The organism is Pseudomonas sp. NPDC077649, from assembly GCF_044542855.1.
In the GTDB taxonomy this organism is placed as follows: domain Bacteria; phylum Pseudomonadota; class Gammaproteobacteria; order Pseudomonadales; family Pseudomonadaceae; genus Aquipseudomonas.
The window spans coordinates 316,096-341,623 of record NZ_JBITVF010000004.1 but is presented as its reverse complement, the minus strand read 5'-3'; the positions used below and the strand labels follow the sequence as shown (position 1 = coordinate 341,623).

Here is a 25,528-nt window from a genome sequence, read left to right as displayed (position 1 = left end):
CGCGACCGCTCGCTGCGGGGATTTTCTTTTCCCAGGGCGCCGTTGTCGCCGACGCCAGAGGCTGCGCTCAGCCCGCCAGCGGCTCGGCGCTCGGCGCCTCTTCGCTGCGCAGCGACTCGAGCAGCTCGTCGCTGGCCAGGGCCGGCAGGCGCAGCGCGGTACCGGGGAACTCGATGGCAGCCAGCGCACCGTCCTCGCCATTGTGCAGAATCAGCACCTGCTGACGTTGCAGGCAATCGAGGATCGCCAGGGAGACCTGGAAATTGGCCGCCAGAGTCTCCTCGGCGATGTCCGGCATGCGCGAACGGCGCTGGTACCAGCCGGCGCGGCGTTCGTTGTACTTGGCCCAGGCCAGCAGGATGGTGCCGAGCCCCAGCGCCACCAGCAGGTAGATCAGCAGGGTATCGAGCGTCGGCATGATTTCCGCTACCAGGGCCGGCCGCGGTCCATGCCGGCCGCTGGCCAGCAGCGAGGCCACGCCCTGCACCAGCAGATAGGCCATCGCCGCCCAGGCGGAGAGTGTCAGCAGCACATCGACGGCGCGCCCCAGACGGCTCTGTTGGCTACGAATCAACAGACTCATGACGGCTTCCTTGCGTTGAGGGTATTGATCCCGCGATCCGGGCTGACCCAGCGCGCCCGTTGCTGACGCCGCTTGAGCATGACCTTGGGGAAGCTGACCAGGGTGGTGAACAGGGTGATCATCCAGAACGCCAGGGGATACCAGATGATCCAGAACAACGCGCGCGCCAGCCCGGTTTCGTAGCGTCGCTCGATGAACAGGCTGAGGCTGAACTGCAGCAGGCATACGCAGGCCAGCACCAGGCCGGTAAAGGCCGGCGGCATGATGCTGCTGACCTGCAACTCGGCCGGCAGCTCGACCAGCTGGCCGACCAGCCACAGCAGGATCGACAGGGCGAAGGTGAAGGCCCAGATCGCCGACAAGGCGAACTCGATCAGCAGCGGCCACATGTAGCGAAAGCGCCAGGCCCAGATGGTGCCGATGTTCTTCAGCAGCACCTCGGCGCCGCCCTGCGCCCAGCGCAGGCGCTGCTTCCACAGGCCGCGCAGGGTTTCCGGCATAAGGATCCAGCACAGCGCGCGCGGCTCGTAGAAGATCGACCAGTGATCGAGCTGCAGCTTCCAGCTGACGTCGATGTCCTCGGTGATCATGTCCGCGCTCCAGTAATCGATGCGGTTCAGCGCGCTGCGGCGGAACGCGGCGATCACCCCGGACACCGTGAAGACGCGGCCATAGACCCGCTGGGTCCGCTTGATCAGGCCGATGATGGAGGAGAACTCGCCCACCTGGATGCGTCCGACCAGCGTCGAGCGGGTACGAATGCGCGGGTTGCCGGTGACGGCGCCGACCCGCGGGTTGTCGATCAGCGGCGCCACCAGGTAGGCCACGGCGTCCCGATCGAGCAGGGCGTCGCCATCGATGCACACCAGGTATTCGCTGCGCGCCGCCAGGGCGCCCATGCGCAGGGCCACGGCCTTGCCCTGGTTCTGCGCCAGGTGCAGCACGCGCAGGCGCGGCTCGGCGGCCGCCAGGCGATCGAGCACCGCGGCGGTGTCGTCGCGAGAGCCGTCGTTGATGGCGATCACCTCGATGGCCGGGTAGCGCTGCGCCAGGGCCGCCCCTATGGTTTCCCGGGCGTGCTCGCCCTCGTTGAAGCACGGTACCAGGATCGACACCAGTGGTTCGCCGGCCAGCGGCGGCGGCAGCACCTCGCCGCTGTCGGACCAGGGCCAGTGGCGCTCCCAGTGCAGCCAGAAGTAGCTGCCGCCAGCCATCCACAGTGCCGACATGAACAGCGGGTAGAAGAACACGAAGTCCAGCAGCACGTCCCCGGTCAGGGCCAGGGCCACCCCGACCGGGGCGCCGAGCACCAGCAGCAGGATCAGCAGGGCGTAGATGCGATCGATCATGGCAGGGGATACCAGGCATTGGAGAGCGCCGGCCGAATCGTCTGCAGACGCGGCTGGTCGCTATGGAAGTCGTCCGGGTAGTAACCGAAGTGGCGCACGCCCTGCCATTGCAGGCGGCGCATCCACTGGGCCAGCAGCTGTGAGTCGATCGGCCCCTGGCTGCCGCGACGCCAGTCGCGCGCCTGCAGCTCGAACACCGTGCGCTGCAACGCGCCCGGACGCCTGGCGATCTGCTGCACCAGCTGGTCCAGCCAGGCATTGGCCTGCTGCGCCTCGACGCCCTCCATGAAGGGCATGGCCATGGGTGCGGTCCAGTCGTAGCTGGCGAGGAAGTCGTCGAGGTTCTGCGCGAACCAGGTCTCGCTGTAGGGGTTGATGACCGGCTGCGCATAGAGGTTGCGTGCGGTCTTCACCTGCGGGCCGCGGATGGCACGCATCCTGGCCGTCAGCTCGGCGGTGAAGTCGATCAGGTAACGGCTCTTGAAACGTGTCCAGCGCTGCAGGTTGTCCTCGTCGGCGCGCAGCCGGGCGATCTCTCCGGGCAGACCGGCAGCGCGATAGGCCGCCAGGGCCGCCGGGCTGGCGTCCTCGAAATCCGAGAGCAGCGCATCGTCGTGATACAGCACGCCGGCGAAATTGGCGTGACGCGCCAGGTCCTCGTAGATCTCGCCGATCTGCCGGCGCACCTCGGGATCGAAGGGCGACAGGCGACGGTACTGCGCCTCGTCCACCTGCGGCGCGGCATCGGCGGACCAGCGCAGCACCCGCGGCAGGGCGGGATCGAGGTCGAAGCTGAGCACCGGCATCCAGGCGAACACCTCGACCTTGGCGCGGGTGCGCAGCTGCCAGGCGACGCGGTTGAACAGGTCGGCACGCACCGGCAGGTGGCGGTTGGGGAAGTACAGCGACTTGACCAGGCCGTCGCCCTCGGGGTCGGCATAGGCCTGCAGGAACACCGTGCTGATGCGCAGGTCGGCGATGCGCTGCACCAGCTTGCCGAGGTTGGCGTCCATCTGCTGCGGGTCGGGGTCGTAGACGTAATCCAGGTCGACATGGGCGACGCGCATCAGCTTCTGCTCCTCGACCCGGCTGACCGCCAGGGCCAGGTTGCTGGTATCCGGGTCGCCGCTGAGCAGCATGCGCGGGCCCTGCTGCAGGTTGGCGAAGTCGCCCAGGCCGTTCTCCAGGGTCAGGGCCAGCTCGTAGCCGTTGTCGCCGACGATGCGCAGGGCACTGCCGCTGGCCTCCCCGTAGGGCCAGACCCAGACCCGCGGCGCCCGGCCGCTGGCGGCCTGGATCTTGGCGCTGATGCGTTCGACATCGCGGGCGATGCGCGCGTCATGCTCGGCATCGCTTTCGTAACGCCGGCGCGCCGGATCGTACAGGCGCGTGGCCGCCGCCGGCTGCAGGTTGCCCTGCGGATTGGCCTGCGCGCCATAGTGCAGGGCGTCGGTATGCGCGGCGATCTCGACCAGGCCGCTGGCGGCGATCTCGCCGATCTGCTGCCAGCTGAGGAAGCGCTCGCGCGCCACCGGTGCGCCGCCGAAATCCACCGGCTGGTCCGCCGGCGTATCCAGCCAGACGCCCACCGGGGCCAGCACCGCCGGCCACTGATAGGCCCGAAGGATGGGCAGCACGCGCTCGTAGAAGCTGACGTAGCCGTCGTCGAAGCTGAGCAGCAGCGGCTTGTCCGGCAGCGCCGGGCCGCCCTGCCGGGCAGCCAGCAGCTGATCCACCGATACGGCCTGAAAGCCGCTGGCCTTGAGCCAGGCCAGCTGCTCGATCAGATTGGCGGTGCGTACCGACATGAAGCGCTGGTCGGCCTCGCCGTCCTCGACATCGTGATAGGCCAGTGCCAGGACGCGCCCCTGCGGCCAGGGGCTCTCCGCGGCAGCCCGCGGGCGCTCCAGCGGCGGGGTGAAGGGCGGCGCTTCGACGGCGCAGGCGGCGAGCAGCAGGGCACTCAGCCCGAGCAGCAGCCAACGAGGGAAATAGGCCATGGGATGGTCCTTAGAAGCGGTAATTGAGATCGAGCAGCACGCTCATTTCGCGCTCGCGGTCGCCGTCGTACTCGCGGCTCAGGGCCGACACGGTGATACCGCCATCGAAACGGTCATCCAGGCGCAGGCGCTGGCCGTAGCCGATCAGGCCGACCGCCGCGCTGCCGTAGTCGCGCTGGCTGTTGCTACCGAGGCCCAGCTGCAGCTGCTGGCTCCAGGCGGTCTGGTAGCGCCGGTAGAGGCTGTGCGAAAGACTCAGGCTGGGCAGCACGCCGAACTCGGCCGCGGGATTGAAGTAGGGCACGTCGGCCGAGCCGCTGTTGTGGGCAGCGGAGAACTCCAACCCCAGGTCGGCCTGCCAGGTCGGCGCGGTGTACAGACGCTCGCTGCCGGCCAGCAGCAGGCCCAGACGGTCGTTGCCGTCGCTGAAATGCGCGGCAGCCAGGGAGGCCCGCCATTCGCGTCGCTCGTCGGCACGCCAGCGCAGGAAGCCGCTCAGGCTGTCGGCGCTGATGTCGGCGTTCAGCGCCCGCAGCGGCGTCTCGCTCGACAAGGACTGCGCCGACCAGCCGTACTGCCAGTGATCGTCGATGTCGTGCCAGCCGTTCAGGCGCAGGCCCAGCTTGTCGCCGTGGCCGTAGTCGTGGCGGGACACCTCGGCCTCCAGGCGCTGGTTGCGCACCCGCCACTCGAGTCCGCCGCGCTGCCAGCGATGATGGCCGCGCCCTTCCTCGAAATCCGCGCTGGCATAACCGGCACCGCCGAACAGGCGCCAGTCGTCGTGCAGCGGCTCGCTGTAGAGGACGCTGTCGATGCCCAGGTCATGGCCGCCGGATACGCTGCTGCCCGAGCCCAGGCCGCGGTAGGCGGTAATCCGCAACTCGGCCATGTGATGCACCCGCCGCAGCTTGTCCAGACGCTGCGCCTGCAGGTTTTCCGGGTAGCGGCGGATCACGTCGTCGGTCAGCAGGTCGAGCTGGCGCCACTCCTGCAGCTGCAGCGCTCCCAGGCCCTGCTGCACCTCCAGGCTCAGATGCCGCGGTGCCGTGCTCTCCACCACCTTCAGCTCGTCCTCGGCACGTCGCGGCCAGCCGCGGACCTGGTACAGGCTGGCGAGCGAGGTGCGCAACGAACTGTTGTTCGGCGCGTTCCCGGCCAACTGGGCGAATGCCTGGGTGGCTGCCGGCGTGTCGTTCAGGTACAGCTCGGCGTTGGCCTGCATGACCTGCGCCTCCAGCCAACGCGCATTGGGCTCGGCCTCGGGGTTGCCCGGCTGGTACAGCCGCGGCGGCTGCTGCGCCGCCAGCCGCGTGGCGAGCCGATGGGCCTCCTCCAGCTGCTCGCTTTCCACCAGCGCGTAGAACAGCCCTTGATGGTCGGCCAGCCAGAGCGGGTGCTTGTCGTTTTCCCCGGCGATCACCCGCCGGTAGAGCTCGGCCGCCTGCTCCGGCTCGCGCAGGTACAGCAGCGCGGAGGCGACCCAGCGCAGGGCATAGCCCGGCAACTCGACGCCTTCGGCCTGCAACTGCCGGTAGTGCTCCAGCAGCTCGGCCATGCGTACCCGCGCATGCAGGGCGCCGAGCCGATCGATACGCACCCGCAGACTATCGGGGCGCGCCTGCGGCAACTCGGCCCAGGCCTGGAGCAGGCGTTCGGCCTCGGCCAGGGCCTGGTCGGCGAGACGAAAGCGCTCGACCTCGCCACGCGTCGCCATGTCCGCCATGCGCACCAGCGCGGCCAGCGCGTCGGCCTGCAGCTGGCGCTGCCGAGCGGCGTCGAGCAGCTCGGGATGAGCCAGGGCGAACGCCAGCGCCTGCTCGGCCAGACCGGCGCGCTGCAAAGCGGTCAGGTACTCGCTGGCGACATCGCTGCGCTGCGGCGCCAACTCGCGGGCGCGGTCGATCTGAAACAGCGCGGCATGGGGCTGGCCGTCGCGCAGGTGGGCGTAGCCCAGCGCCAGCCGGCGCTCGGCGTCCTGCGGCGCCTGCTGCACCAGGCGCAGACCGCGGCGTACCGCCTGTTGCGTCTGGCCGGCATCGGCCATGACCAGCACCTGACCGAGCGCCATCGGCGGATGGTCGGGGAAATGCGTCAGCCCCCGCTCGTAGACTGCCAACGCCGGCTGCCACAGGCGCAGATTGCGATAGGCCCGAGCCACGCCGGTCAGCACGTCGGCAGACAAGGCGACCTGCGCGCCATAGCCCTCATAGAGTCTGACGACCTCGGCATCCTCGCCCGCCCAGCCGGCGATCAGCAGGTGATCGGGTAGGTAGCGAGGCGAGGCCCAGCCCCCCACCTGCCCGCGCAGAAAGCTCAGCGCCGGTTGGTAATGCCCGGCACGGGCCTGCTCGAGCAAGGCGTCGTAATGCGGCTGGGCCTGCAGGCAGGCACTCAGCAGCAGGGTGTTGACAAACAGCGTGGCGCGGCGCGCCCCACACGGCACGACGCGCCCTCTTCTTTTGCTCAGGTTCACGCACTACATCCAGATATGTTCGGGCGGCCGCGACATGCGGAAAGACGAGCCGCCGGCGAAAAGATGGCATTTTGACATATGCCTGCACCTTATCACATATCAGTATTTCAGGCGTCATTTTTATGACAAAAACAGAAAAAAGAGCGACCTCCCCCTACTTAGGTGCAATGGCCAAGGCCCACGCGCGCGGCCACACTGGCAGCATCTCGAAACTGCGAGGCGCAAGCCCATGAGCAAGGCCGACGCCCTGGCCGATGCGGGCAAGACCGCGGTGCTGCAGAACATCCACGGCACCATGGAGCTCCTGCAGAAGTTTCCGCCCTTCAACCAGATGGACACCGCCCACCTGGCGTTTCTGGTCGAGCATTGCCAGCTGCGCTTCTACGGCGAGGGCGAGTCGATCATCAAGCCGAGCGACGGCCCGGTCGAGCACTTCTACATCGTCAAGCAGGGCCGGGTGCATGGCGAGCGCCCGCACAGCGCGCGGCGCGGCACCGAGACCACTTTCGAGATCACCGCCGGCGAATGCTTCCCGCTGGCCGCGCTGATCGGCGAACGCGCCACCCGCACCGAACACCTGGCCGCCGAGGACACCTTCTGCCTGCTGCTGGCCAAGCACGCCTTCGTCAAGCTGTTCGCCGTGTCCAACCCGCTGCGCGACTTCGCCCTGCGCGGGGTCAGCAGCCTGCTCGACCAGGTCAACCAGCAGGTGCAGTTGCGCGCGGTGGAGACCCTCGGCGCGCAGTATTCGCTGGATACCCGCCTGGGCGAACTGGCCATGCGCCAACCCATCGGCTGCGCCCCTGTCACGCCGCTGCGCGAGGCCGTGCGGCTGATGCACGAACAGCATGTGGGCAGCATCGTCATCGTCGATCCGGCCGAGCGGCCGCTGGGCATCTTCACCCTGCGCGACCTGCGCCGGGTGGTGGCCGACGGCGTCGACCTGGCCCAGCCGATCAGCAACCTGATGACCCCCAAACCCTTCCACCTGGCACCGGACGCCAGCGCCTTCGACGCCGCCATCGCCATGACCGAGCGGCATATCGCCCACGTCTGCCTGGTGGAACACGAGCGGCTCTGCGGGGTGATTTCCGAGCGCGACCTGTTCAGCCTGCAGCGCGTCGACCTGGTACACCTGGCGCGCACCATCCGCCACGCCGGCAAGGTCGAGACCCTGGCCGGGCTGCGCAGCGACATCCGCCTGCTGGTCGACCGCATGCTGGCCCACGGCGCCAGCTCGACGCAGATCACCCATATCGTCACCCTGCTCAACGACCACACCGTGTGCCGGGTGATCGAGCTGACGATCGAGGAAATGGGCGACCCGGGCGTGCCCTTCACCTGGCTGTGCTTCGGCAGCGAAGGCCGCCGCGAGCAGACTCTGCACACCGACCAGGACAACGGCATCCTCTTCGAGGCGACCGACGCCGCCGAGGCCGCGGCCATCCGCGGGCGCCTGCTGCCGCTGGCCGCCACCATCAACCAGCGCCTGGCGCAGTGCGGCTTCACCCTGTGCAAGGGCAACATCATGGCCAGCAACCCGGAGCTGTGCCTGTCGCGTCAGGAATGGTCGCGGCGCTTCGCCGGCTTCGTCCTCGAGGCCACCCCGGAAAACCTGCTGAGCTCGACCATCTACTTCGACCTGCGGGCGATCTGGGGCCCGGACGAGGGTTGCGAGCAGCTGCGCGAGGAACTGCTCGGGCGTATCGGCAACAACAGCCTGTTCCAGCAGATGATGGCCGAGAACGCCCTGCGTCAGCGTCCGCCGGTGGGGCGTTTTCGCGACTTCGTGGTGGTCCGCTCCGGCGCCGACAAGGACACCCTCGACCTCAAGGTGCAGGGCCTGACCCCCTTCGTCGATGGCGCCCGCCTGCTCGCCCTGGCCCACAACGTCGCCGCGGTCGGCACCCTGGAGCGCCTGCGCGCGCTGGTGGCCAAGGGCGTGATCGAGGCCCTGGACGGTGCCGCCTTCGAGGAGGCCTACCACTTCATCCAGCAGACCCGCATGCAGCAGCACCAGCTGCAGGCGCGCGACGAGCTGCCCTACTCCAACCGGGTCGACCCCGACCGCCTCAACCACCTGGACCGGCGCATCCTGCGCGAGTCCTTCCGCCAGGCGCAGCGGCTGCAGAGCAGCCTGGCCCTGAGGTATCAGCTATGAGCAAGTTCACCTGGTTCACCGGGCGCGGCCCGGCCCTGACCCAGCGCCAGCTGGAGCGCCGCCGCGAGCTGGCGGCCCCGGCCGCGCTCGACGAGCGGCCGCTGCACGCGCAACGTTTCGTCGTCCTCGACCTGGAGACCAGCGGCCTGAATATGCGCCGCGACCAGGTGCTGTCGATCGGCGCGGTGGTGATCGAGCACGGCGCCATCGACCTCAGCCAGCAGTTCGAGTGCACCCTGCAGCGCGACGGCCACCAGGCCAGCGCCAGCACCCTGATCCACGGCATCGCCCCCAGCGAGATCGCCCGCGGCGAGGAGCCGGCCGAGGCCCTGCTGGCCTTCATGGAGTTCGTCGGCGACAGCCCGTTGCTGGCCTACCACGCCGAGTTCGACCAGCGCATGCTCGCCCGCGCGCTCAAGGAAAGCCTGGGCCAGCGCCTGCAGCACGCCTTCTTCGACGTCGCCGAACTGGCCCCGCTGCTGTGCCCCAAGGCCAAGCTGGCGCACGCCGGGCTGGACGAATGGACCCGGCATTTCGGCCTGCAGGTGCAGCAGCGCCACCACGCCAGCGCCGACGCCCTGGTCACCGCCGAGCTGGCCCTGATCCTGCTGAGCAAGGCCCGCCAGCAGGGCCTCGACAGCCTGCCGGCGCTGCTCCAGGCGCTCAACAGCCGGCGTCGCCAGCGCGCCTATTCGCTGTAGCCTGCGCCGACATCCGGGCGTAGGGTGGATAACGCTCTTTTTATCCACCACGGGGCAGCCGCCGACAATCCTGGTGGATGGGTAAAGCGTCATCCACCCTACGCAGCCCTACAGGTCGCGCAGCAGCAGGCCGTATTCCAGCGGCAGATTCTCCGGCAACGGCAGATAGAGCACATGACCGTCGCCCGGGGCCACGTCCACCGCCTGGCCCTGGCGGTTCTCCAGCTGCGCCAGGGAAAAACGCCGATTGCCCTGCGGGGTCATCAACTCCAGCCAGTCGCCGAGGGCGAAGCGATTCTTCACCCGCACCTCGGCCAGCGCGCCGCGACGTTCGCCGGTCAGCTCACCGACGAACTGCTGGCGCTCGGCGCGCGAGCTGCCGCGCTCATAGTTCTGGTACTCGTCGTGCACGTGACGGCGCAGGAAACCCTCGGTGTAGCCGCGGTTGGCCAGTGACTCCAGGCGCTGCATCAGGCCCCTGTCGAAGGGCCGTCCGGCCAGGGCGTCGTCGATGGCCTGACGGTAGGCCTGGGCGGTGCGCGCCACGTAGAAATGACTCTTGGTGCGCCCCTCGATCTTCAGCGAATGCACCCCCATGCGCAGCAGACGCTCGACGTGCTGCACCGCGCGCAGGTCCTTGGAGTTCATGATGTAGGTGCCGTGCTCGTCTTCGAACGCGGTCATTTCATCATCCGGTCGCCCAGCCTCCTGCAGCACGAATGCCTGGGTGGTTGGCGTGCCCTGGCCCAGGGTCGGCTCGACCACACGAACGATTTCGCCGAGTTGGTTCTCGCCAGCCGGCGTCGCCTGGTACTGCCAGCGACAGGCATTGGTGCAGCTGCCCTGGTTGGGGTCGCGGCGGTTGATGTAGCCCGACAGCAGGCAGCGCCCGGAATAGGCCATGCACAGCGCGCCGTGGACGAACACCTCCAGCTCCATGCCGGGCACCTGGCTGCGGATTTCCTCGATCTCTTCCAGCGCCAGCTCGCGCGACAGGATCACCCGGCTCAGCCCCTGCTGCTGCCAGAACCGCACGCTGGCCCAGTTCACCGCATTGGCCTGCACCGACAGATGGATCGGCATCTGCGGGAAGTGCTCGCGCACCAGCATGATCAGCCCGGGGTCGGACATGATCAGCGCATCCGGGCCCATCGCGATCACCGGTTCCAGGTCCTTGAGAAAGGTCCTGAGCTTGGCGTTGTGCGGGGCGATATTGACCACCACGTAGAAGCGCTTGCCCTGGGCATGGGCTTCGGCAATGCCCAGGGCCAGGTTGGCGTGGTCGAACTCGTTGTTGCGCACGCGCAGGCTGTAGCGCGGCTGCCCGGCATAGACCGCGTCGGCGCCGTAGGCGAAGGCGTAGCGCATGTTCTTCAGGCTGCCGGCCGGCGACAGCAGTTCGGGAAAACGGGGCATGACCGCAAGCTCGAAAAATCGGGGGCTGGCGATTCTAGAGAGCTGGCCGACGCAGACATTGATCTGGGTCTATCGGGCGCGCAAAAGCGCCCGGGCGAGACGATGGGTCAGGATGGTGCGCCGTGCGCGTTCACCGCAAAGCGGCGCGCTAGCGACACACCTGCAGGTAGAGCGGATCGTCCTTGGCGATGCGCTTGAGCTGATCGAGCTGCGGCTGCTTCTGCGCGTTCAGCGGCAGCAGTTCGGCGCTGTCGCAGTTGAGCAGGTGCGCCTGATGCGCGACGTGATCGATGTGCTGCTTCTCGAAGCGGTAGAGCATGAATTCGGCGACCACCCGGCCGTCGAGCTCGCGCGTCACCACGCTCGTGCTATCGAGCACGGTAAAGGCCGTGATCATCGGCACGAAGTAGCTCCAGGGGCGCCAGAACACGTGGCCGGCCTCGCTGGCCACCACCACCGACTCCTGCGGCTGGCGCTGCTGCTGATGCTCGAACCAGGAATACTCGTAGAAGATCTGGTAGCCCAGCATCCCCAGGCCGCCGAACAGCGGCACTATCCACTTCGGCAGTTTGTTGCGCGTCAGCTTTCGCAGCAGCAGGGCGATACCGGCAGCGCCGAGCCCCGCCACCACGATGGCAAGCAAAGTCCATAACATTCGACTGTTCCTGAAATAAGACGGGCCTCCACTGGAGGCCCGTCCGTTAGACCCTGAACCATCGACCGATGGCCTCAGGCCTGGATTATGCTCAGTGGCTCAGCGCGCCACCAGCACCTTTCGGAGTACGCACGCTTTCCACCAGGTCCTGGATTTCCTGCGGCGGAGCGGTGGTCAGCATCGCCACGGCATAGGCCACGCCGAAGTTGATCAGCGCACCGATGGTACCGAAGGACGCCGGGGAGATACCCATGAACCACTGGTCCGGGGTATTGGGCAGCATGTTGGTCTCCGGAATGAAGAACCAGCCCAGGTAGGTGAAGATGTACAGCAGGGTCACCACCAGACCGGCGACCATGCCGCAGATCGCGCCCTTGTCGTTCACCCGCTTGGAGAAGATGCCCATCATCAGCACCGGGAACAGCGTGGCCGCGGCGATACCGAAGGCCAGCGCCACCACCTGCGCGGCGAAGCCTGGTGGATTCAGGCCCAGGTAGGTCGCCAGCAGAATCGCGGCAGCCATGGAGATCCGCGCCGCATGCATCTCGTTCTTCTCGCTGATCTTCGGATTGATCAAGGTCTTGATCAGGTCGTGACTGATCGCCGAAGAAATCGCCAGCAACAGCCCCGCCGCCGTCGACAGTGCCGCGGCGATGGCGCCCGCCGCGATCAGCCCCACCACCCAGCCGGGCAGGTTGGCGATCTCCGGGTTGGCCAGTACCAGGATGTCGTTGTTGACGGTCAGCTCGTTGCCGTTCCAGCCACGCTCCTGAGCGGTCGCGGTGAAGGCCGGGGCGGCATCGTTGTACATCTGGATGCGGCCGTCGCCGTTCTTGTCCTGCCAGGCGATCAGACCGGTCTGCTCCCAGGTCTTGACCCATTCCGGACGCTCTTCGTAGGCCAGGGCCGGGGCAGTAGCACCTTCCGGATAAATGGTGGTCGCCAGGTTCAGGCGCGCCATCGAGGCCACGGCCGGCGCGGTGAGGTACAGCAGGGCGATGAAGATCAGGGTCCAGCCGGCGGACCAACGGGCGTCGGCCACCTTCGGCACGGTGAAGAAACGGATGATCACGTGCGGCAGGCCGGCGGTACCGATCATCAGCGACATGGTGAACAGCACCATGTTCAGCTTGTTGTCGACATCGGCGGTGTAGGCGGCGAAGCCCAGTTCACGCACCACTTCGTCGAGCTTCTGCAGCAGCGGCACGCCGGAGTCGACGTGGTCGCCGAACAGGCCCAGCGGCGGGATCGGGTTGCCGGTCAGCTGCAGGGAGATGAAGATCGCCGGGATGGTGTAGGCGATGATCAGCACCACGTACTGCGCCACCTGGGTGTAGGTGATGCCCTTCATGCCGCCGAATACGGCATAGGCGAACACCACGGCCGCGGCGATCCAGATGCCGGTCGAGTTGCTCACTTCGAGGAAGCGCGAGAAGGCCACACCGGCACCGGCCATCTGCCCGATCACGTAGGTGACCGAGATGATCACCAGGCAGATCACTGCCGTCAGGCGTGCGCCGCGGCTATAGAAGCGATCACCGATGAAATCCGGCACGGTGAACTTGCCGAACTTGCGCAGGTAGGGCGCCAGCAGCATGGCCAGCAGCACGTAGCCGCCGGTCCAGCCCATGAGGAAGGTGGAGTTGGCGTAACCGCCGGCGGCGATCAGACCGGCCATGGAGATGAAGGACGCGGCCGACATCCAGTCGGCGGCGGTGGCCATGCCGTTGGTGACCGGGTGCACGCCGCCACCGGCGACGTAGAACTCCTTGGTCGAGCCCGCGCGGGCCCAGATGGCGATACCGATGTAGAGCGCGAAGGACGCACCCACGAACAGCATGTTGATGACGAATTGGCTCATGACCTCTTACTCCTCGACGCCGAATTCTTTATCGAGTCTGTTCAGTCTCCACGCGTAGTGAAAAATGAGGCCGATAAATACGAGAATGGAGCCCTGCTGAGCGAACCAGAATCCGAGGTCAGCGCCGCCGATCATGATGCCCGCGAGCATGGGTCGGAGAATCATGGCGAAGCCGTAGGAAACCAGCGCCCAGACAACCAGGCTCCAGGTGATGAGCCGCACATTGGCCTTCCAGTAGGCCGCGGCATTTGCTTTTTCAGAAGTCATAGACGCCTCCGGTTATTGTTATTCTGATGCAGCTTCAAACTAGCAGCAGGCCCCGGCAAACCGACAGATAGACATTGGTATTAGCCGCCTGGGGACGTTCCGAGCGTAGTTGTCTTTCCCCAGCTAACAGGCACTTGCACCAGCGTCGGCGGCCTAAAATCAACGGGGACGACTTTGGTCTAAGGAAACGCTGAAATAGCCGTCATTCCCGCGCAGGCGGGACAGCAGCTTTATCGCTGAACCGCGCTTGCGCTGGCCCGCAGGGGAATAATCCAGAACCTGCGTAATCCCTGGCCCCCCGTGCAGATTCGCCGCGCAATCGCCCCTGCCGCGCCTGCGCGAACAACCCGGCGATACGCCGCGCCAACAGATGCCCGGCACGCGCCTCCTCGCGCAGACCTATATGCCCGCTCATGGCCGATACCACAGGCGCATAAAGCCCAGCGCCAGCAGCAGGCCGACCTGGCCCAGCGCCGCACAGAGCGAGAGGAAGGAGCGCAGCGTGCCGTTGTTCGCCGAGTCCTGTATGCCGGTCAGGGCATTCCAGAAGCCCTCGGGCAACAGCATCAGGCTCACGTGGGCGAGCGGTTTGCCGGTCAGCAGCAGGCCGTCGATCAGGTCGAACCAGCCGGCGAACATCAGGCCGATGAGGATCATCACCGCCACCACCAGGCCCAGGGCCAGGCAGGCGGAAAACTGCATGAACAGACGCATGGGATCAGCTCCAGGGAAGGGGCGCGGCCCACGCCGCGCCGATCGGATTCAGGCGTGCGGAGCAGTGCGGCCGACGCCGTACCAGTCCAGCTTGCGGGTCAGCACCATGACGCTGGCGAGCACACCGAACACCAGCAGCGAGCCCATCAGCAGGGCATGGTCCTCGGCGCTGAGCAGGCCGTAGAGCATGGCGTACAGCGCCGCCAGCAAGGCGCCAAAGCCCAGGCCGCGCCGCCAGCTGTGCAGCACGAAGCTGACGTAGAAGCCGATCAGGCCGACGCAGGCACTGGCGGACAGGCCATAGGCCAGGGCGAACGCCAGGTGCTCGGACAGCGACAAGAGCAGCAGGTAGAACAGCGCCAGCGCCAGGCCCACCAGGGCGTACTGCACCGGGTGCACCGCCAGGCGCTTGAGCACCTCGAAGAGGAAGAAGGCGGCGAAGGTCAGGGCGATGAACAGCAGCGCGTATTTGATCGCGCGGTCGGTCTTCAGGTACTGGTCCACCGGGTCGACGAAGCTGACCCCGAAGTTGCGGCCGAGCAGCGCGTGACACTGCTCGCGGCCCACGCAGTCGGCCAGCGCCTCCTCCAGGTTGGTGGCGAAGAAGCTGGTCTGCCACTGCGCGCTAAAGCCCTGCGCGTTCACCTCGCGCTGGCCCGGCAGGTACTCGCCGACGAAGCTCGGGTGCGGCCAGTCGGAACTCAGGCTGACCCGGCTGTCGCGCCCCACCGGCACCACGGCGAGCTGCTCGGTGCCCTGCAGCTTGAGGTCGAAGGCGAACTCCAGCAGCTGCCCGCCCTGCGCGTCGAGCGCCGGCAGCGGCGCATGCACGCCGGCACCGAAACTGGGGTCGCCGCTGCCCGGGGCGAAGCCCAGGGTCTGGCCGTTGAGGCGCAGCTGCAGGTCGTTGCCGATGCCACGGATATCGCTGATGCCGACGGAAAGGAAGGGCTTGTCGAAGCGGTAGAAACCCAGCTCGTCGCCCAGCCCCAGGCGCGGCGGCAGGCGGAACTGGCCGCTGACCTGGCTATCGCTGCGGTACAGGCGCGCCTGGTAGATGCCGCGCGCGCGCAGCTCGGTGCTCACCTGGCCGTCGAGCACGAAGCGCTCCGGCAGAAAATACAGGCGCCCGCGCTGCTGGCGCTCCTGCTGGTAACGCTCGCCGGTCTTGTCGTGGGTCTTCCATTCGTGGGTGGTCTTGACGTAGGGCAGCACCAGGATCGGCCCAGTGATCTGCTGGCGGTAGCTGGAGCTGCGGGCGATGTCCTGCAGCACCTGGTGGCGCAGGTTCTGACGTTCGTCGACCAGGCCGTCGATCATCAGCAGGGGAATCAGCAACAGCAGGATCAACAGGGCGATGGCGCCCAGCTTGAAGCTCAGGGTGCGGCTCATGGCGCGGCTCTCCGTAGCGAGTGAAGGTACGGCAGAGTCTGGGCAGCGCAGGTGGGGGCTTTATGGGGGGAATGTGGAGATTGCGTGGAGAAAGCGGAAAAGCATCAGGGCGCCGATTGCGGGCGCCCTGATTAACTGCTGCTGTGCGGCATCGAACTGCTCCCGCCAGAAGGGTTGGCGGGTCAGACGATGCGGTTGATACCTACGCGGTCGGCGCCGTCGGCGGCGATGCGGTTGACGCCTACACGGTCGGCACCGTCAGCGGCGATGCGGTTGACGCCTACACGGTCGGCACCATCGGCGGCGATGCGGTTGACGCCTACGCGGTCGGCACCATCGGCGGCGATGCGGTTGACACCCACGCGGTCGGCGCCATCGGCGGCGATGCGGTTGACGCCTACGCGGTCGGCGCCATCGGCGGCGATGCGGTTGACGCCTACGCGGTCGGCGCCATCGGCAGCGATGCGGTTGACGCCTACGCGGTCGGCGCCGTCGGCGGCGATGCGGTTGACACCTACGCGGTCGGCGCCGTCGGCGGCGATGCGGTTGGTGCCTACGCGGTCGGCGCCGTCAGCGGCAACCGCCGGGGCGTTGGACTGCTCGACGGAGACCTGCGGCAGGGCGAACGCACCGGCGGACAGGCTGGCAATAACGAGGCTGGCGAGGATTTGCTTTTTCATGATCGGGCTCCTGGGTGGGGCTGGAAAGTGGCTACGGGGCCCATGTTACGCACGCCCCAATTTGGCAAAAGGGACATGTCTCGATAGCGACCATCGACGCCATCGATACCCGGAAAATTTCTTATCGATCATGGACATAGTAGTGATAGGCGGGAGCCGCCCATCCGTCCCGCCGCCGTTGCGCGACAGGGCGCACCCTGGTATCTGTACAAAAAACCAGTACCCAGCAGTGCGCCATGCCCCTCCTCGACGCCCCCGAACTCTATTACCTGGCCAACTTCCGCAAGGCCCTCGACTGGCTCGACGCCCATCACCGCGAGCTGATGGACGAGGCCGAGCAGACCTTCATCGCCAGCTTCATCCAGCTGACGCTGCCGGCCCAGGCCCTGCTGGTACGCCTGGTGATGCGCAAGGGCGTGCACTTTCGCGCGAGCAAATTGCGCTACGCCGAGATCGGCGACATCGCGACCGCCGCCGCGCCGCTGCTGGCGCAGGGCTGGCTGATCGACGACGCCGCGCTGACCTTCGACGAGCTCGGCGCCCTGCTGCTCAAGGACGAACTGGCCGCGCATTTCGCCGCCGACCTGCCGGGCGGCGCGCTGAAAAAGAGCGAACTGCTGGCGCATCTGCGCGAGCTGCATGTCGAGCCGCGCAGCCTGGCCGGCTGGTGCCCGCGCCTGGAAGACCGTCTGCTGAGCCTGGCCATCGGGCCGCTGTGCGACCGCCTGCGGCTGATGTTCTTCGGCAACCTGGCGCAGGACTGGTCGGAATTCGTCCTGGCCGACCTGGGCATCTTCCGCTACGAGCAGGTGCCGATCACCCCAGGCTCGCGCGGCTTCCGCAGCCGCCAGGATGTCGACCACTACCTGCATCTGCGCGCCTGCCGCGACGCCTTCGACGCGGGCATGGCGGTAACCGAGGTGCTGCAACTGCTCGGCGATTTCTCCACCGACAATCCGCATATCGGCGAGCGCCACCAGCGCCTGCTGCTGCGCCTGGCCCAGCAGCTGGAGCGCGCCGGCGAGCTGGAGTCGGCGCTGGCGCTGTACCGCGACACCGCCGCGCTCGGCTCACGGCAGCGGCAGATCCGCGTGCTGGAGCGCCTGGGCCACGATGCCGAGGCGCTGGTCCTGGCCGAACGGGTAATCACAGCGCCGCACAACGGCGAGGAGGCGCAGCTGGCCGAACGGGCGCGCACCCGGCTGCGCAGGCGCCTCGGCCTGCCGCCAGCGGCCAAGGCGGCGAAGCCGCTCGAGGATCGCCTCGACCTGCGCCTGCCGCGCGCCGCCAGCGTCGAGCTGGCCGTGGCCGCGCACCTGGCCGAGCCGGAGGCGCCGGTGCATTACGTGGAGAACACGCTGATCTGCGGGCTGTTCGGCCTGCTCTGCTGGGAGGCGATCTTCGCCCCGCTGCCCGGCGCCTTCTTCCACCCCTTCCACGCCGGCCCGGTGGACCTGCACCGCGCCGACTTCCACGCGCGCCGCGCTCCGCTGTTCGCCGCCTGCCTGGCACGCCTGGACGACGGTAGCTACGTCGAGGCCATGCGCCGCACCCATGCCGAGAAGTTCGGCATCCAGTCGCCCTTCGTGTTCTGGGAGCTGCTCGACGCCGAGCGTCTGGAGCAGGCGCTGGCCTGCCTGCCGCCGGCGCACCTGGGCGCCTGGTTCCGCCGCCTGCTCGCCGACATCCGCGAGAACCGCGCCGGCATGCCCGACCTGATCCAGTTCTGGCCGACCGAGCGGCGCTACCGGATGATCGAGGTGAAAGGCCCCGGCGACCGCCTGCAGGACAATCAGAAACGCTGGCTGGCGTTCTGCGCCGAGCACGGCATGCCGGTCAGCGTCTGCTACGTGGAGTGGAGCGATTGAGCCTGCGCATCGCCGTGCGCGAGCTGTGCGAGTTCACCGCCAAGGAGGGCGACCTCGACCTGCGCTTCACCCCCTCGCCCACCGCTCAAGAGGGTATCGCGGGGCACGCCACGGTGGTCGCCAGGCGCGGCCCCGACTATATGTCCGAGTTGGCGGTAAGTGGCGAGTTCGAGGAACTGGCGGTCAGCGGCCGCATCGACGGCTTCGACCCGCAGTTTCGCCTGCTGGAGGAGATCAAGACCCACCGCGGCGACGTCGCGCGCATCCCGGCCAACCACCGCCTGCTGCACTGGGCGCAGGTCAAGGTCTACGGCTGGCTGCTGTGCCAGGCGCTGGAACTCGATGAGTTGGACCTGGCGGTGGTGTACTTCAACGTCATCAGCCAGAAGGAAACGGTGTTTCGCGAGCGCCATAGCGCTGAGGCATTGCGCCAGTTCTTCGAGCTGCAGTGCCGCCGCTATATCCACTGGGCGCGCCAGGAGCAGGCCCACCGCCTGGCGCGCGACGCGGCGCTGACCGCGCTGCGCTTTCCCTACGACGAGTTCCGTCATGGCCAGCGGCAACTGGCCGAGGCCGTGTACCGCGCCGCGCGCGACGGCCACTACCTGCTGGCGCAGGCCACCACCGGCATCGGCAAGACCCTCGGCACCCTGTTCCCGCAGCTCAAGGCCATGCCCGGCCAGCAGCTCGACCGCCTGTTTTTCCTCAGCGCCAAGACCCCGGGCCGGCGCCTGGCCCTGGATGCCCTGCAGCGCCTGCGCCAGCCCGAGACGCCGCTGCGGGTGCTGGAGCACGTGGCCCGCGACAAGGCCTGCGAACACCCGAGCAAGGCCTGCCATGGCGACTCCTGTCCGCTGGCCAAGGGCTTCTACGACCGCCTGCCGGCGGCGCGCAGCGCGGCGCTGAAGGAACGCTGGCTGGATCAGCAGGCGGTGCGCGCCATCGCCCTCGCCCACGGCATCTGCCCCTACTACCTGAGCCAGGAGCTGTGCCGCTGGAGCGACGTGGTGGTGGGCGACTACAACTACTACTTCGACCTCGGCGCTCTGCTGCACAGCCTGACCCTGGTCAACCAGTGGCGCGTCTGCCTGCTGGTGGACGAGGCGCACAACCTGGTCGAACGCGGCCGCAGCATGTACAGCGCCGAGCTGGACCAGGCGCGCTTCAAGGCCATGCGCCGCGACGCGCCGGCCAAGCTGAAAGGCGTGCTGGAGCGGGTCGACCGCCACTGGAACCAGCTGCACCGCGAGCAGCAGGTGCCCTATCAGGTCCATCCGCTGGCGCCGGACCTGCTGCTGGCCGCGCTGGGCAAGGCAGTCAGCGCCATCACCGATCTGCTCACCGACCAGCCCGAGGGCAACGCCGGCGAGCTGCTCAGCTTTTATCTGGACGCCATGCTGTTCTGCCGCCTGGCCGAGAGCTTCGGCCCGCACTCGCTGTTCGATATCAGCCGCGTCGAAGCCGGCAACGGCCGCAGCTACTCCACCCTGTGCATCCGCAACGTCCTGCCGGCGCCCTTCCTCGGCCCGCGCTTCGAGGACGCGCACAGCGCCACGCTGTTCTCCGCCACCCTCAGCCCCAGCCACTACTACCTCGACCTGCTCGGCCTGCCGGAGGAGACCCAGTGCCTGGACGTCGCCTCGCCCTTCACCGCCGCGCAGCTGCAGGTGCGCGCGGTGCGCAACCTGTCCACCCGCTACCGCGACCGCGAGGCCTCGCTGGCGCCGATCTGCCGGCTGATCGCCCGCCAGTACGGCGAACGCCCCGGCAACTACCTGGCCTTCTTCAGCAGCTACCAGTACCTGCAACAGGTGCTGGACCTGCTGGCTCGCGAGCATCCCGAGATCCCCCTTTGGGTGCAGTCGCGGCAGATGGACGAGGCGGCGCGCCAGGGCTTTCTCGAACGCTTCCAGGTCGGCGGGCGCGGCATCGGCTTCGCCGTGCTCGGCGGGGTGTTCGGCGAGGGCGTCGACCTGCCCGGCGACCGCCTGATCGGCGCCTTCGTCGCCACCCTCGGCCTGGCCCAGGTCAACCCGATCAACGAGGAAATCCGCCAGCGCATGCACGCGCTGTTCGGCAACGGCTACGACTACACCTACCTCTACCCCGGCCTGCAGAAGGTGGTGCAGGCCGCCGGCCGGGTGATCCGCACGCCGGAAGACGAGGGCGTGCTCTACCTGATCGACGACCGCTTCGCCCGCCCGCAAGTGCGCGACCTGCTGCCGAGCTGGTGGCAGGTCGAGGCCATGCGCCTGCCGGCGGAAACGACGAAGGCGCCCGAGCGGGCGCCTTCAGTCGAAACCTGAGCGAGGCGGCATCAGCCGATACGGCTGGCCCCGACGCGGTCGGCGCCATCGGCGGCGATACGGTTGATCCCGACGCGATCCGCACCGTCGGCGGCGACGCGATTGGCACCGACACGATCCGCACCATCGGCGGCAACGCGATTGGCACCGACGCGATCCGCACCGTCGGCGGCAACGCGATTGGCACCGACGCGATCCGCACCATCGGCGGCAACGCGATTGGCACCGACACGATCCGCACCATCGGCGGCGATACGATTGGCACCGACGCGATCCGCGCCATCGGCAGCGATACGATTGGCCCCGACACGATCCGCACCATCGGCGGCAACGCGATTGGCACCGACACGGTCCGCACCATCGGCGGCGATACGATTGGCACCGACGCGATCCGCACCATCGGCGGCGACGCGATTGACGCCTACGCGGTCGGCGCCGCCTTCGGCCACCAGCGGCGCAGCGCCGGATTGAACGGAAGACTGCGCCGCGGCGAAGGCACTGGCAGACAGGGCGGCGATAACGAGGCTGGCGAGGATGTGCTTTTTCATGGTCAGGCTCCGGGGCGGGCTGGAAGGTGGCTACGGAACCTATGCTACTCGCACGAAATTGATAAAAAAGCGCAAATAAACAATCTAAACAATCGAATCAGTAGATACAAAGCTGAAACAAAACCCCGCTCCAAGGTTTCAGTCAGGTAATTCGACGGGCGGGAAGCGCAGGGCCAGGCCGTTGCTCGCCGTGCGGCTAGCAGGCTGTTGAAAAACTACCTGCGTTGCCATTGCGGCGTTAAAAACAGGCTCAAAATGCTCATTTACAACTCGTAAACTGCGCTTTTTCGCCTGTTTTTGCCTTGCACTGGCTGCCTCGCCTACGTTTTTCAACGGCCTGCTAGACGCGGCTGCCCGGGGTGCGGCGTGCGTGCTTCTGCTGCAGGATCAGCGAGGCTTCGTTGTAGGCCGTCTGGAAGGCGTCGCTGCCGATCCATTCCACCGCCGCGTCCTCGTCTTCATCGTGGAAGATCCCGCGATAGACGATCAGCAGGCCCATCATAAAGTCGGTGGCCGCATCTTCCGCTTCCTCGGCGACCACCAGCTCCAGCACCGGGTACTGCAGGAACACCAGACACAGCGCCAGCAGGCTGATGCCCTCGCCGACCCGCATCGCCTGGAACAGGTCGTCGAAGTCCGCCGGATCGAAACCGTTCTCCTCGATGTCCTTGAAGTCGAAGGTGCTCAGGTCGATGGCGACATCGTCGAACGGCTCGTCGATCAGCGGATTGGCCAGCAGCGGATGCACCAGATTGGCCTTGGGCTTGCCCACGCGGTTCTGCTTGGCCTTGGCTTTGGCCCGCTGGGCGCGCTTTTTCTGTTTATCCGGGGAGGCCATGGCGGCGGGTTCCTTGTTCGAGACAGCCATATGCATGGCCCAGGTTGATCGGGGGCGTATTGTAGGCGGGTCTTGGCTGGGGGCGTTGGGCAACATAGTTTTTTCCTACTCTAAACACCCCAGTCGGTCGTTAGAGCACGTTGGGAGACGACTGCTGACGCCCCAGACCGGCCGTTCGAGGCGTCAGCGAAGCACGGGGAGTTTTAGGTTCCTACTATTTCCGATGGGCAAGCGTGGTGAACTCTCAGTTTCTAAATGGCTTCCCAGCATTCCAATCCAGTCCCTAGATTCAAGAGCGGCGGATTACCATAACTAGCGATCCGGTCTACATTTACCGATTACCGAACAGACTGGTTTAGGGCTCTCTGATCACCATAATAATGAGGAGGTGAAAGATGATGCGTGCTATAGCAGCAGGATTGCTTTTACTAATGCTTGTTGGGTGTGCAGCAAAAATTGTTCCAGCGAGACTGTACGACCTGTCAACCGCTGAAGTGATAAATGCAAATTTCGAGTTTTCAGGTTCGACTCAAGGCGCAATCGAATTTGAATTGCCATCGGGTGAAATTTTCAGAGGCGAATATCAAACAATTCGAGGAGGAAGTGTAGCTTGGGGAACGGTATATGGCACGGTATGGGGTGGCAATGGCAGCGCTTCCGGTGTAAGTAATAGCTATATGACTAGCAGGCCTACGGAATATTTTGGGACTGCTGTGGCCGCAAGCAATTTTGGACGAACTATCGTTTGTGAATATATTTCCAACACATCTCGTGGGGAGCCACACGGCCAAGGAGCATGCAAAGATAATTCTGGGAAAATTTACAGATTGATGTACTGAGCCTGATGGGTTCAATGTTTCTCGGCACCAACCAAAACAGACTTGACAAATGAAACGACATCGACCGATCAAGCGGGCATTAATCTCACTCAGCAAGGCAGAGCAGAGATTTCGCCGCGGCCTATACCGGCGTGGCAACGCATGCATAGCACTATTCGGTCTTGAAGTTGCACATGGTTCATTTACAGAGACAGAGGCTAAAGAGGTATTACGGGCTTTGCAGGGCCATGGCCTGCTAGGACTGGATGACGCAGAGGGGTTCTGGAGCCGATTCGCATGTGTGGCTGACCGACAAAGGACAAAGCTCCATTCGTTGAGTGCATTAATGATACAGATGACTAGTTTTCGTCTATAGATCACTCTCGATATGAATGGACTAGGTAGTAGACCACGCTGGCTGGCATATTCGAGTCAGAAGCAAGTGCTGCTCACTACCCGTTCAATTGACTGGTCAGACGAAGACAATCGCGCATTAGCCTGGTAGCCCGGATGCAATCCGGGGAACCGTTTGCCAGGCGACGAATTGCCCCCGGATTACTTCCAGGCTGCGGATGACACCTCGATCTTCCGCCTCACGCCCCTGGCAAGCTGAGGCGCACCTCCACCCCACCCTCGACATTGCCAATGTGCAGCTCGCCGCCATGCAGCTCGGCCACTTCCTGGACGAAGTTGAGGCCCAGGCCGGTGCTTTTGCGGCCGCTGCCGGGGCGCGGCAGGGAGTAGAAGCGTTCGGTCAGGCGCGCCAGGGCGTAGTCGGGGATCGCCTGGCCCTGGTTGAACAGGCGCAGCGTCACCCGCTGGCCCTGGCGTTCGGCACCGATGCGGATCGTGCCGCCGGGCGGGGTGAAGTCCAGGGCGTTGTCGAGCAGGTTGGCCAGCGCCTGGCGCAGCAGAAAGCGCTCGCCGCGCAGACTCAGGTGCGCCGGCACGGCCTGCTCGACCCGCAGGGCGGCGGCAAGGATGCGCGCCTGCTGCGCCTGCAGCAGTTCGTCCACCAGCGCCGCCAGCGGCAGCGCCACCCGCTCCTCCAGGCCCTGGCGCTGTTCCACCTGGGCCAGGTGCAGCAGGCGTTCGATCAGTTGCTGCAGGCGCGCGCTTTCCTGCTGGATATTGGCCACGAAGCGCTGGCGCTGCGCGGCCGGCATCTCGCCGTCGAGCAGTTCGGCGGCGCCGCGGATGGCCGCCAGCGGGCTCTTCAGCTCGTGGGTCAGGGTGTGCACGTAGCGCTCGACGTAGGCCTTGCCCTCCAGCTCGGTGCGCATGCGCTCCACCGCCACGGCCAGCTGGCCCAGCTCGCCGCCGCGCACCCGTGGCGCCTCGGCGCGACGGCCCTCGCTGACCGCCTGGGCATAGCGGGTGAGCTTGCCCAGCGCGGCGCCGAGCCACCAGGACAGCGCCGCGCCGATCAGCAAACCGAGGCCGATCAGGCCGGCGCCGAGCCAGCCCAGGCGGGTCTGCGAGCGCTCGATATAGGGCTGCAGGCTGCGGTTGGGCTTGGCCACCGAGACCACGCCGATGATCCGCTCGCCGTCCTTGATCGGCGCCGCCACGTACATCACCGAGGAATCCGGATCGCTGGGGTCTTCCCTGGTCGAGCGCGCGCCGTACTCGCCGCGCAGGGTCAGCAGCACGTCGTTCCAGCGCGAGTAGTCCTGGCCGACGGCCTGGCCGCTGGAGTCGAGCAGGACGATGCCCCGGGCGTCGGTGACGTAGATGCGGTGGTTGACCTGGGCCTTGCTCACGCCCCAGATATTCGCCCCGGGCTGGCGCCGGCCGTAGGCCTCCAGCGCCTCGGGCAGGCGGCTGTGCTGCAGGCTGCCGGCCTTGACCTCGTCGCGCAGAATCTCGGCCAGCAGGTTGGCGGTGTCGACCAGGGTTTCCTCGGTGCTCTGGCGCACGCCGGGGCGGATCTCGTCCATCACCGTGCTCAGCACGAACCAGCCGGCCAGGCCGACGAAGAGGAAATAGACGAGAAAGATGCGAACGCCCAAGGGCATGGTTCAGCCCTCCGGATCGTAGCTGTAGCCCAGGCCGCGGTGGGTCTGGATCGGCTCGGCGGCGGCCGCCACCGCGCGCAGCTTGGCGCGCAGGCTCTTGATATGGCTGTCGATATTGCGCTCGTAGCCGGCCTCGCTGGCCACGCCGAGGGCGTCGAGCAACTGCTCGCGGGAGAACACCCGCCGCGGCTGGCCGAGCAGGGTCTGCAGCAGGCGGAACTCGTGGCGGGTCAGGGCCAGGGGCTGGCCGTGGAAGGCGATCTGGTAGCGCGCCAGGTCGAGGCGAAAGGGCCCGGTCGCGGCGTTATCCACAGGCGCGGCGGCGCGTGGCGCCACCCGTTTGAGGATGGCCTTGACCCTGGCGGCCACCTCGCGCGGGCTGAACGGCTTGACCACGTAGTCGTCGGCGCCGATCTCCAGGCCCACCACGCGGTCGATCTCCTCGCTGCGCGCGGTGAGGAAGATCACCGGCACCTCGGAGAAGCGCCGCAGCCGCTTGCAGGCCTCGAAGCCGCTGATGTCCGGCAGGCCGACATCGAGTATCGCCAGGTCGAAGGCCTGGTTTTCCAGCAGCGCCAGCGCCTCGCCGGCGAGCGTCACCCAGCGGGTGGCGAAGCCTTCGGCCTGCAGCGCGTAGACCAGGGTGTCGGCAATCGCGGCTTCGTCTTCGACTATCAGTATCTGCGGCATCGGGCGTCCTGCTCGGCGGGGCGGTCACGGCCGGCAGACTGCGCCAGCCCGAACAGCCCGTCAAGGCGGCGCAATCGATGCACAGAAACTGGGGATGGCGCTGTGGATAAGCTTGGAGCAGTTGGCGCCGGGCCAGGCGGCGTCTGGCTCGGCGGCGGTTGGCTGATTTCTGCGCGGCGCCGAGCATTCA

General features: G+C 66.8%; 20 protein-coding genes. 6 read left to right on the top strand and 14 right to left on the bottom strand.

Annotated features, from left to right (window positions below; translation table 11 throughout):
* Nucleotides 1-67: 67 nt before the first annotated feature.
* From pgaD to pgaA, 4 genes are read right to left on the bottom strand one after another with little or no spacing between them, the layout of a single operon-like run.
* Nucleotides 68-583: a poly-beta-1,6-N-acetyl-D-glucosamine biosynthesis protein PgaD gene (gene pgaD / locus ACIGFL_RS15190; RefSeq protein ID WP_122110085.1), complete on the bottom strand. Its 516-nt coding sequence runs from the start codon at nucleotides 581-583 to the stop codon at nucleotides 68-70.
* Nucleotides 580-1,932: a poly-beta-1,6-N-acetyl-D-glucosamine synthase gene (pgaC, locus tag ACIGFL_RS15185; protein ID WP_122110086.1), complete on the bottom strand. Its 1,353-nt coding sequence runs from the start codon at nucleotides 1,930-1,932 to the stop codon at nucleotides 580-582. Before pgaC ends, pgaD begins: the two co-directional genes overlap by 4 nt.
* Nucleotides 1,929-3,932, bottom strand: a complete 2,004-nt coding sequence (gene pgaB, locus ACIGFL_RS15180; protein WP_397497747.1) for a poly-beta-1,6-N-acetyl-D-glucosamine N-deacetylase PgaB — start codon at nucleotides 3,930-3,932, stop codon at nucleotides 1,929-1,931. The genes pgaC and pgaB overlap by 4 nt, the downstream gene beginning before the upstream one ends.
* A gap of 10 nt (nucleotides 3,933-3,942) precedes the next feature.
* The gene (pgaA, locus tag ACIGFL_RS15175) at nucleotides 3,943-6,405 is read right to left on the bottom strand and encodes a poly-beta-1,6 N-acetyl-D-glucosamine export porin PgaA (protein ID WP_397497746.1); all 2,463 of its coding nucleotides are present in this window, start codon (nucleotides 6,403-6,405) and stop codon (nucleotides 3,943-3,945) included.
* Between the two features lie 229 nt (nucleotides 6,406-6,634).
* Here pgaA and ACIGFL_RS15170 point away from each other — a divergent pair, with 229 nt between their 5' ends.
* Both ACIGFL_RS15170 and ACIGFL_RS15165 read left to right on the top strand, forming a co-directional pair.
* Nucleotides 6,635-8,566, top strand: coding sequence for a putative nucleotidyltransferase substrate binding domain-containing protein (locus tag ACIGFL_RS15170; RefSeq protein ID WP_397497745.1), 1,932 nt, complete (start codon nucleotides 6,635-6,637; stop codon nucleotides 8,564-8,566).
* On the top strand, nucleotides 8,563-9,267 hold the full coding sequence (locus ACIGFL_RS15165) for a PolC-type DNA polymerase III (protein WP_397497744.1): 705 nt from the start codon (nucleotides 8,563-8,565) through the stop codon (nucleotides 9,265-9,267). The genes ACIGFL_RS15170 and ACIGFL_RS15165 overlap by 4 nt, the downstream gene beginning before the upstream one ends.
* Nucleotides 9,268-9,375: 108 nt before the next feature.
* Here the strand turns inward: ACIGFL_RS15165 and yegQ are convergent, their stop codons facing one another.
* The 7 genes from yegQ to ACIGFL_RS15130 form a co-directional block, all read right to left on the bottom strand.
* The gene (gene yegQ, locus ACIGFL_RS15160) at nucleotides 9,376-10,683 is read right to left on the bottom strand and encodes a tRNA 5-hydroxyuridine modification protein YegQ (protein ID WP_397497743.1); all 1,308 of its coding nucleotides are present in this window, start codon (nucleotides 10,681-10,683) and stop codon (nucleotides 9,376-9,378) included.
* 148 nt (nucleotides 10,684-10,831) lie between these two features.
* Entirely contained in the window at nucleotides 10,832-11,338 is a 507-nt protein-coding gene (locus tag ACIGFL_RS15155; protein WP_397497742.1) for a hypothetical protein, read from the bottom strand.
* 91 nt (nucleotides 11,339-11,429) lie between these two features.
* On the bottom strand, nucleotides 11,430-13,199 hold the full coding sequence (locus tag ACIGFL_RS15150; protein ID WP_021442140.1) for a sodium:solute symporter family protein: 1,770 nt from the start codon (nucleotides 13,197-13,199) through the stop codon (nucleotides 11,430-11,432).
* A 6-nt stretch (nucleotides 13,200-13,205) separates the two neighbouring features.
* Nucleotides 13,206-13,466 carry a DUF4212 domain-containing protein gene (locus ACIGFL_RS15145; RefSeq protein ID WP_021442141.1) on the bottom strand — a complete coding sequence of 87 codons (261 nt, stop codon included), beginning with the start codon at nucleotides 13,464-13,466 and terminating at the stop codon, nucleotides 13,206-13,208.
* A 411-nt stretch (nucleotides 13,467-13,877) separates the two neighbouring features.
* A complete protein-coding gene (locus tag ACIGFL_RS15140; protein ID WP_397497741.1) occupies nucleotides 13,878-14,180 on the bottom strand; it encodes a hypothetical protein in 303 nt (100 codons plus the stop codon).
* A 48-nt stretch (nucleotides 14,181-14,228) separates the two neighbouring features.
* Nucleotides 14,229-15,572, bottom strand: coding sequence for a cell envelope integrity protein CreD (creD, locus tag ACIGFL_RS15135; RefSeq protein WP_397497740.1), 1,344 nt, complete (start codon nucleotides 15,570-15,572; stop codon nucleotides 14,229-14,231).
* A 182-nt stretch (nucleotides 15,573-15,754) separates the two neighbouring features.
* Nucleotides 15,755-16,252, bottom strand: coding sequence for a phage infection protein (locus ACIGFL_RS15130; RefSeq protein WP_397497739.1), 498 nt, complete (start codon nucleotides 16,250-16,252; stop codon nucleotides 15,755-15,757).
* A 236-nt stretch (nucleotides 16,253-16,488) separates the two neighbouring features.
* Here ACIGFL_RS15130 and ACIGFL_RS15125 point away from each other — a divergent pair, with 236 nt between their 5' ends.
* From ACIGFL_RS15125 to ACIGFL_RS15115, 3 genes are read left to right on the top strand one after another with little or no spacing between them, the layout of a single operon-like run.
* Nucleotides 16,489-18,120: a VRR-NUC domain-containing protein gene (locus ACIGFL_RS15125; RefSeq protein WP_397497738.1), complete on the top strand. Its 1,632-nt coding sequence runs from the start codon at nucleotides 16,489-16,491 to the stop codon at nucleotides 18,118-18,120.
* Nucleotides 18,117-20,426, top strand: a complete 2,310-nt coding sequence (locus tag ACIGFL_RS15120; protein WP_397497737.1) for an ATP-dependent DNA helicase — start codon at nucleotides 18,117-18,119, stop codon at nucleotides 20,424-20,426. Before ACIGFL_RS15125 ends, ACIGFL_RS15120 begins: the two co-directional genes overlap by 4 nt.
* Nucleotides 20,351-21,124 carry a hypothetical protein gene (locus ACIGFL_RS15115; protein ID WP_397497736.1) on the top strand — a complete coding sequence of 258 codons (774 nt, stop codon included), beginning with the start codon at nucleotides 20,351-20,353 and terminating at the stop codon, nucleotides 21,122-21,124. The genes ACIGFL_RS15120 and ACIGFL_RS15115 overlap by 76 nt, the downstream gene beginning before the upstream one ends.
* A 190-nt stretch (nucleotides 21,125-21,314) precedes the next feature.
* Here the strand turns inward: ACIGFL_RS15115 and ACIGFL_RS15110 are convergent, their stop codons facing one another.
* Nucleotides 21,315-21,812 carry a hypothetical protein gene (locus ACIGFL_RS15110; protein ID WP_397497735.1) on the bottom strand — a complete coding sequence of 166 codons (498 nt, stop codon included), beginning with the start codon at nucleotides 21,810-21,812 and terminating at the stop codon, nucleotides 21,315-21,317.
* Between the two features lie 395 nt (nucleotides 21,813-22,207).
* On the opposite strand from ACIGFL_RS15110, the gene ACIGFL_RS15105 reads away from it, so the two are divergent.
* Nucleotides 22,208-22,651: a hypothetical protein gene (locus ACIGFL_RS15105; protein WP_397497734.1), complete on the top strand. Its 444-nt coding sequence runs from the start codon at nucleotides 22,208-22,210 to the stop codon at nucleotides 22,649-22,651.
* 572 nt (nucleotides 22,652-23,223) lie between these two features.
* Here the strand turns inward: ACIGFL_RS15105 and creC are convergent.
* Nucleotides 23,224-24,648: a two-component system sensor histidine kinase CreC gene (gene creC, locus ACIGFL_RS15100; protein ID WP_397497733.1), complete on the bottom strand. Its 1,425-nt coding sequence runs from the start codon at nucleotides 24,646-24,648 to the stop codon at nucleotides 23,224-23,226.
* 3 nt (nucleotides 24,649-24,651) lie between these two features.
* Entirely contained in the window at nucleotides 24,652-25,338 is a 687-nt protein-coding gene (creB, locus tag ACIGFL_RS15095; RefSeq protein WP_397497732.1) for a two-component system response regulator CreB, read from the bottom strand.
* Nucleotides 25,339-25,528: the final 190 nt, after the last annotated feature.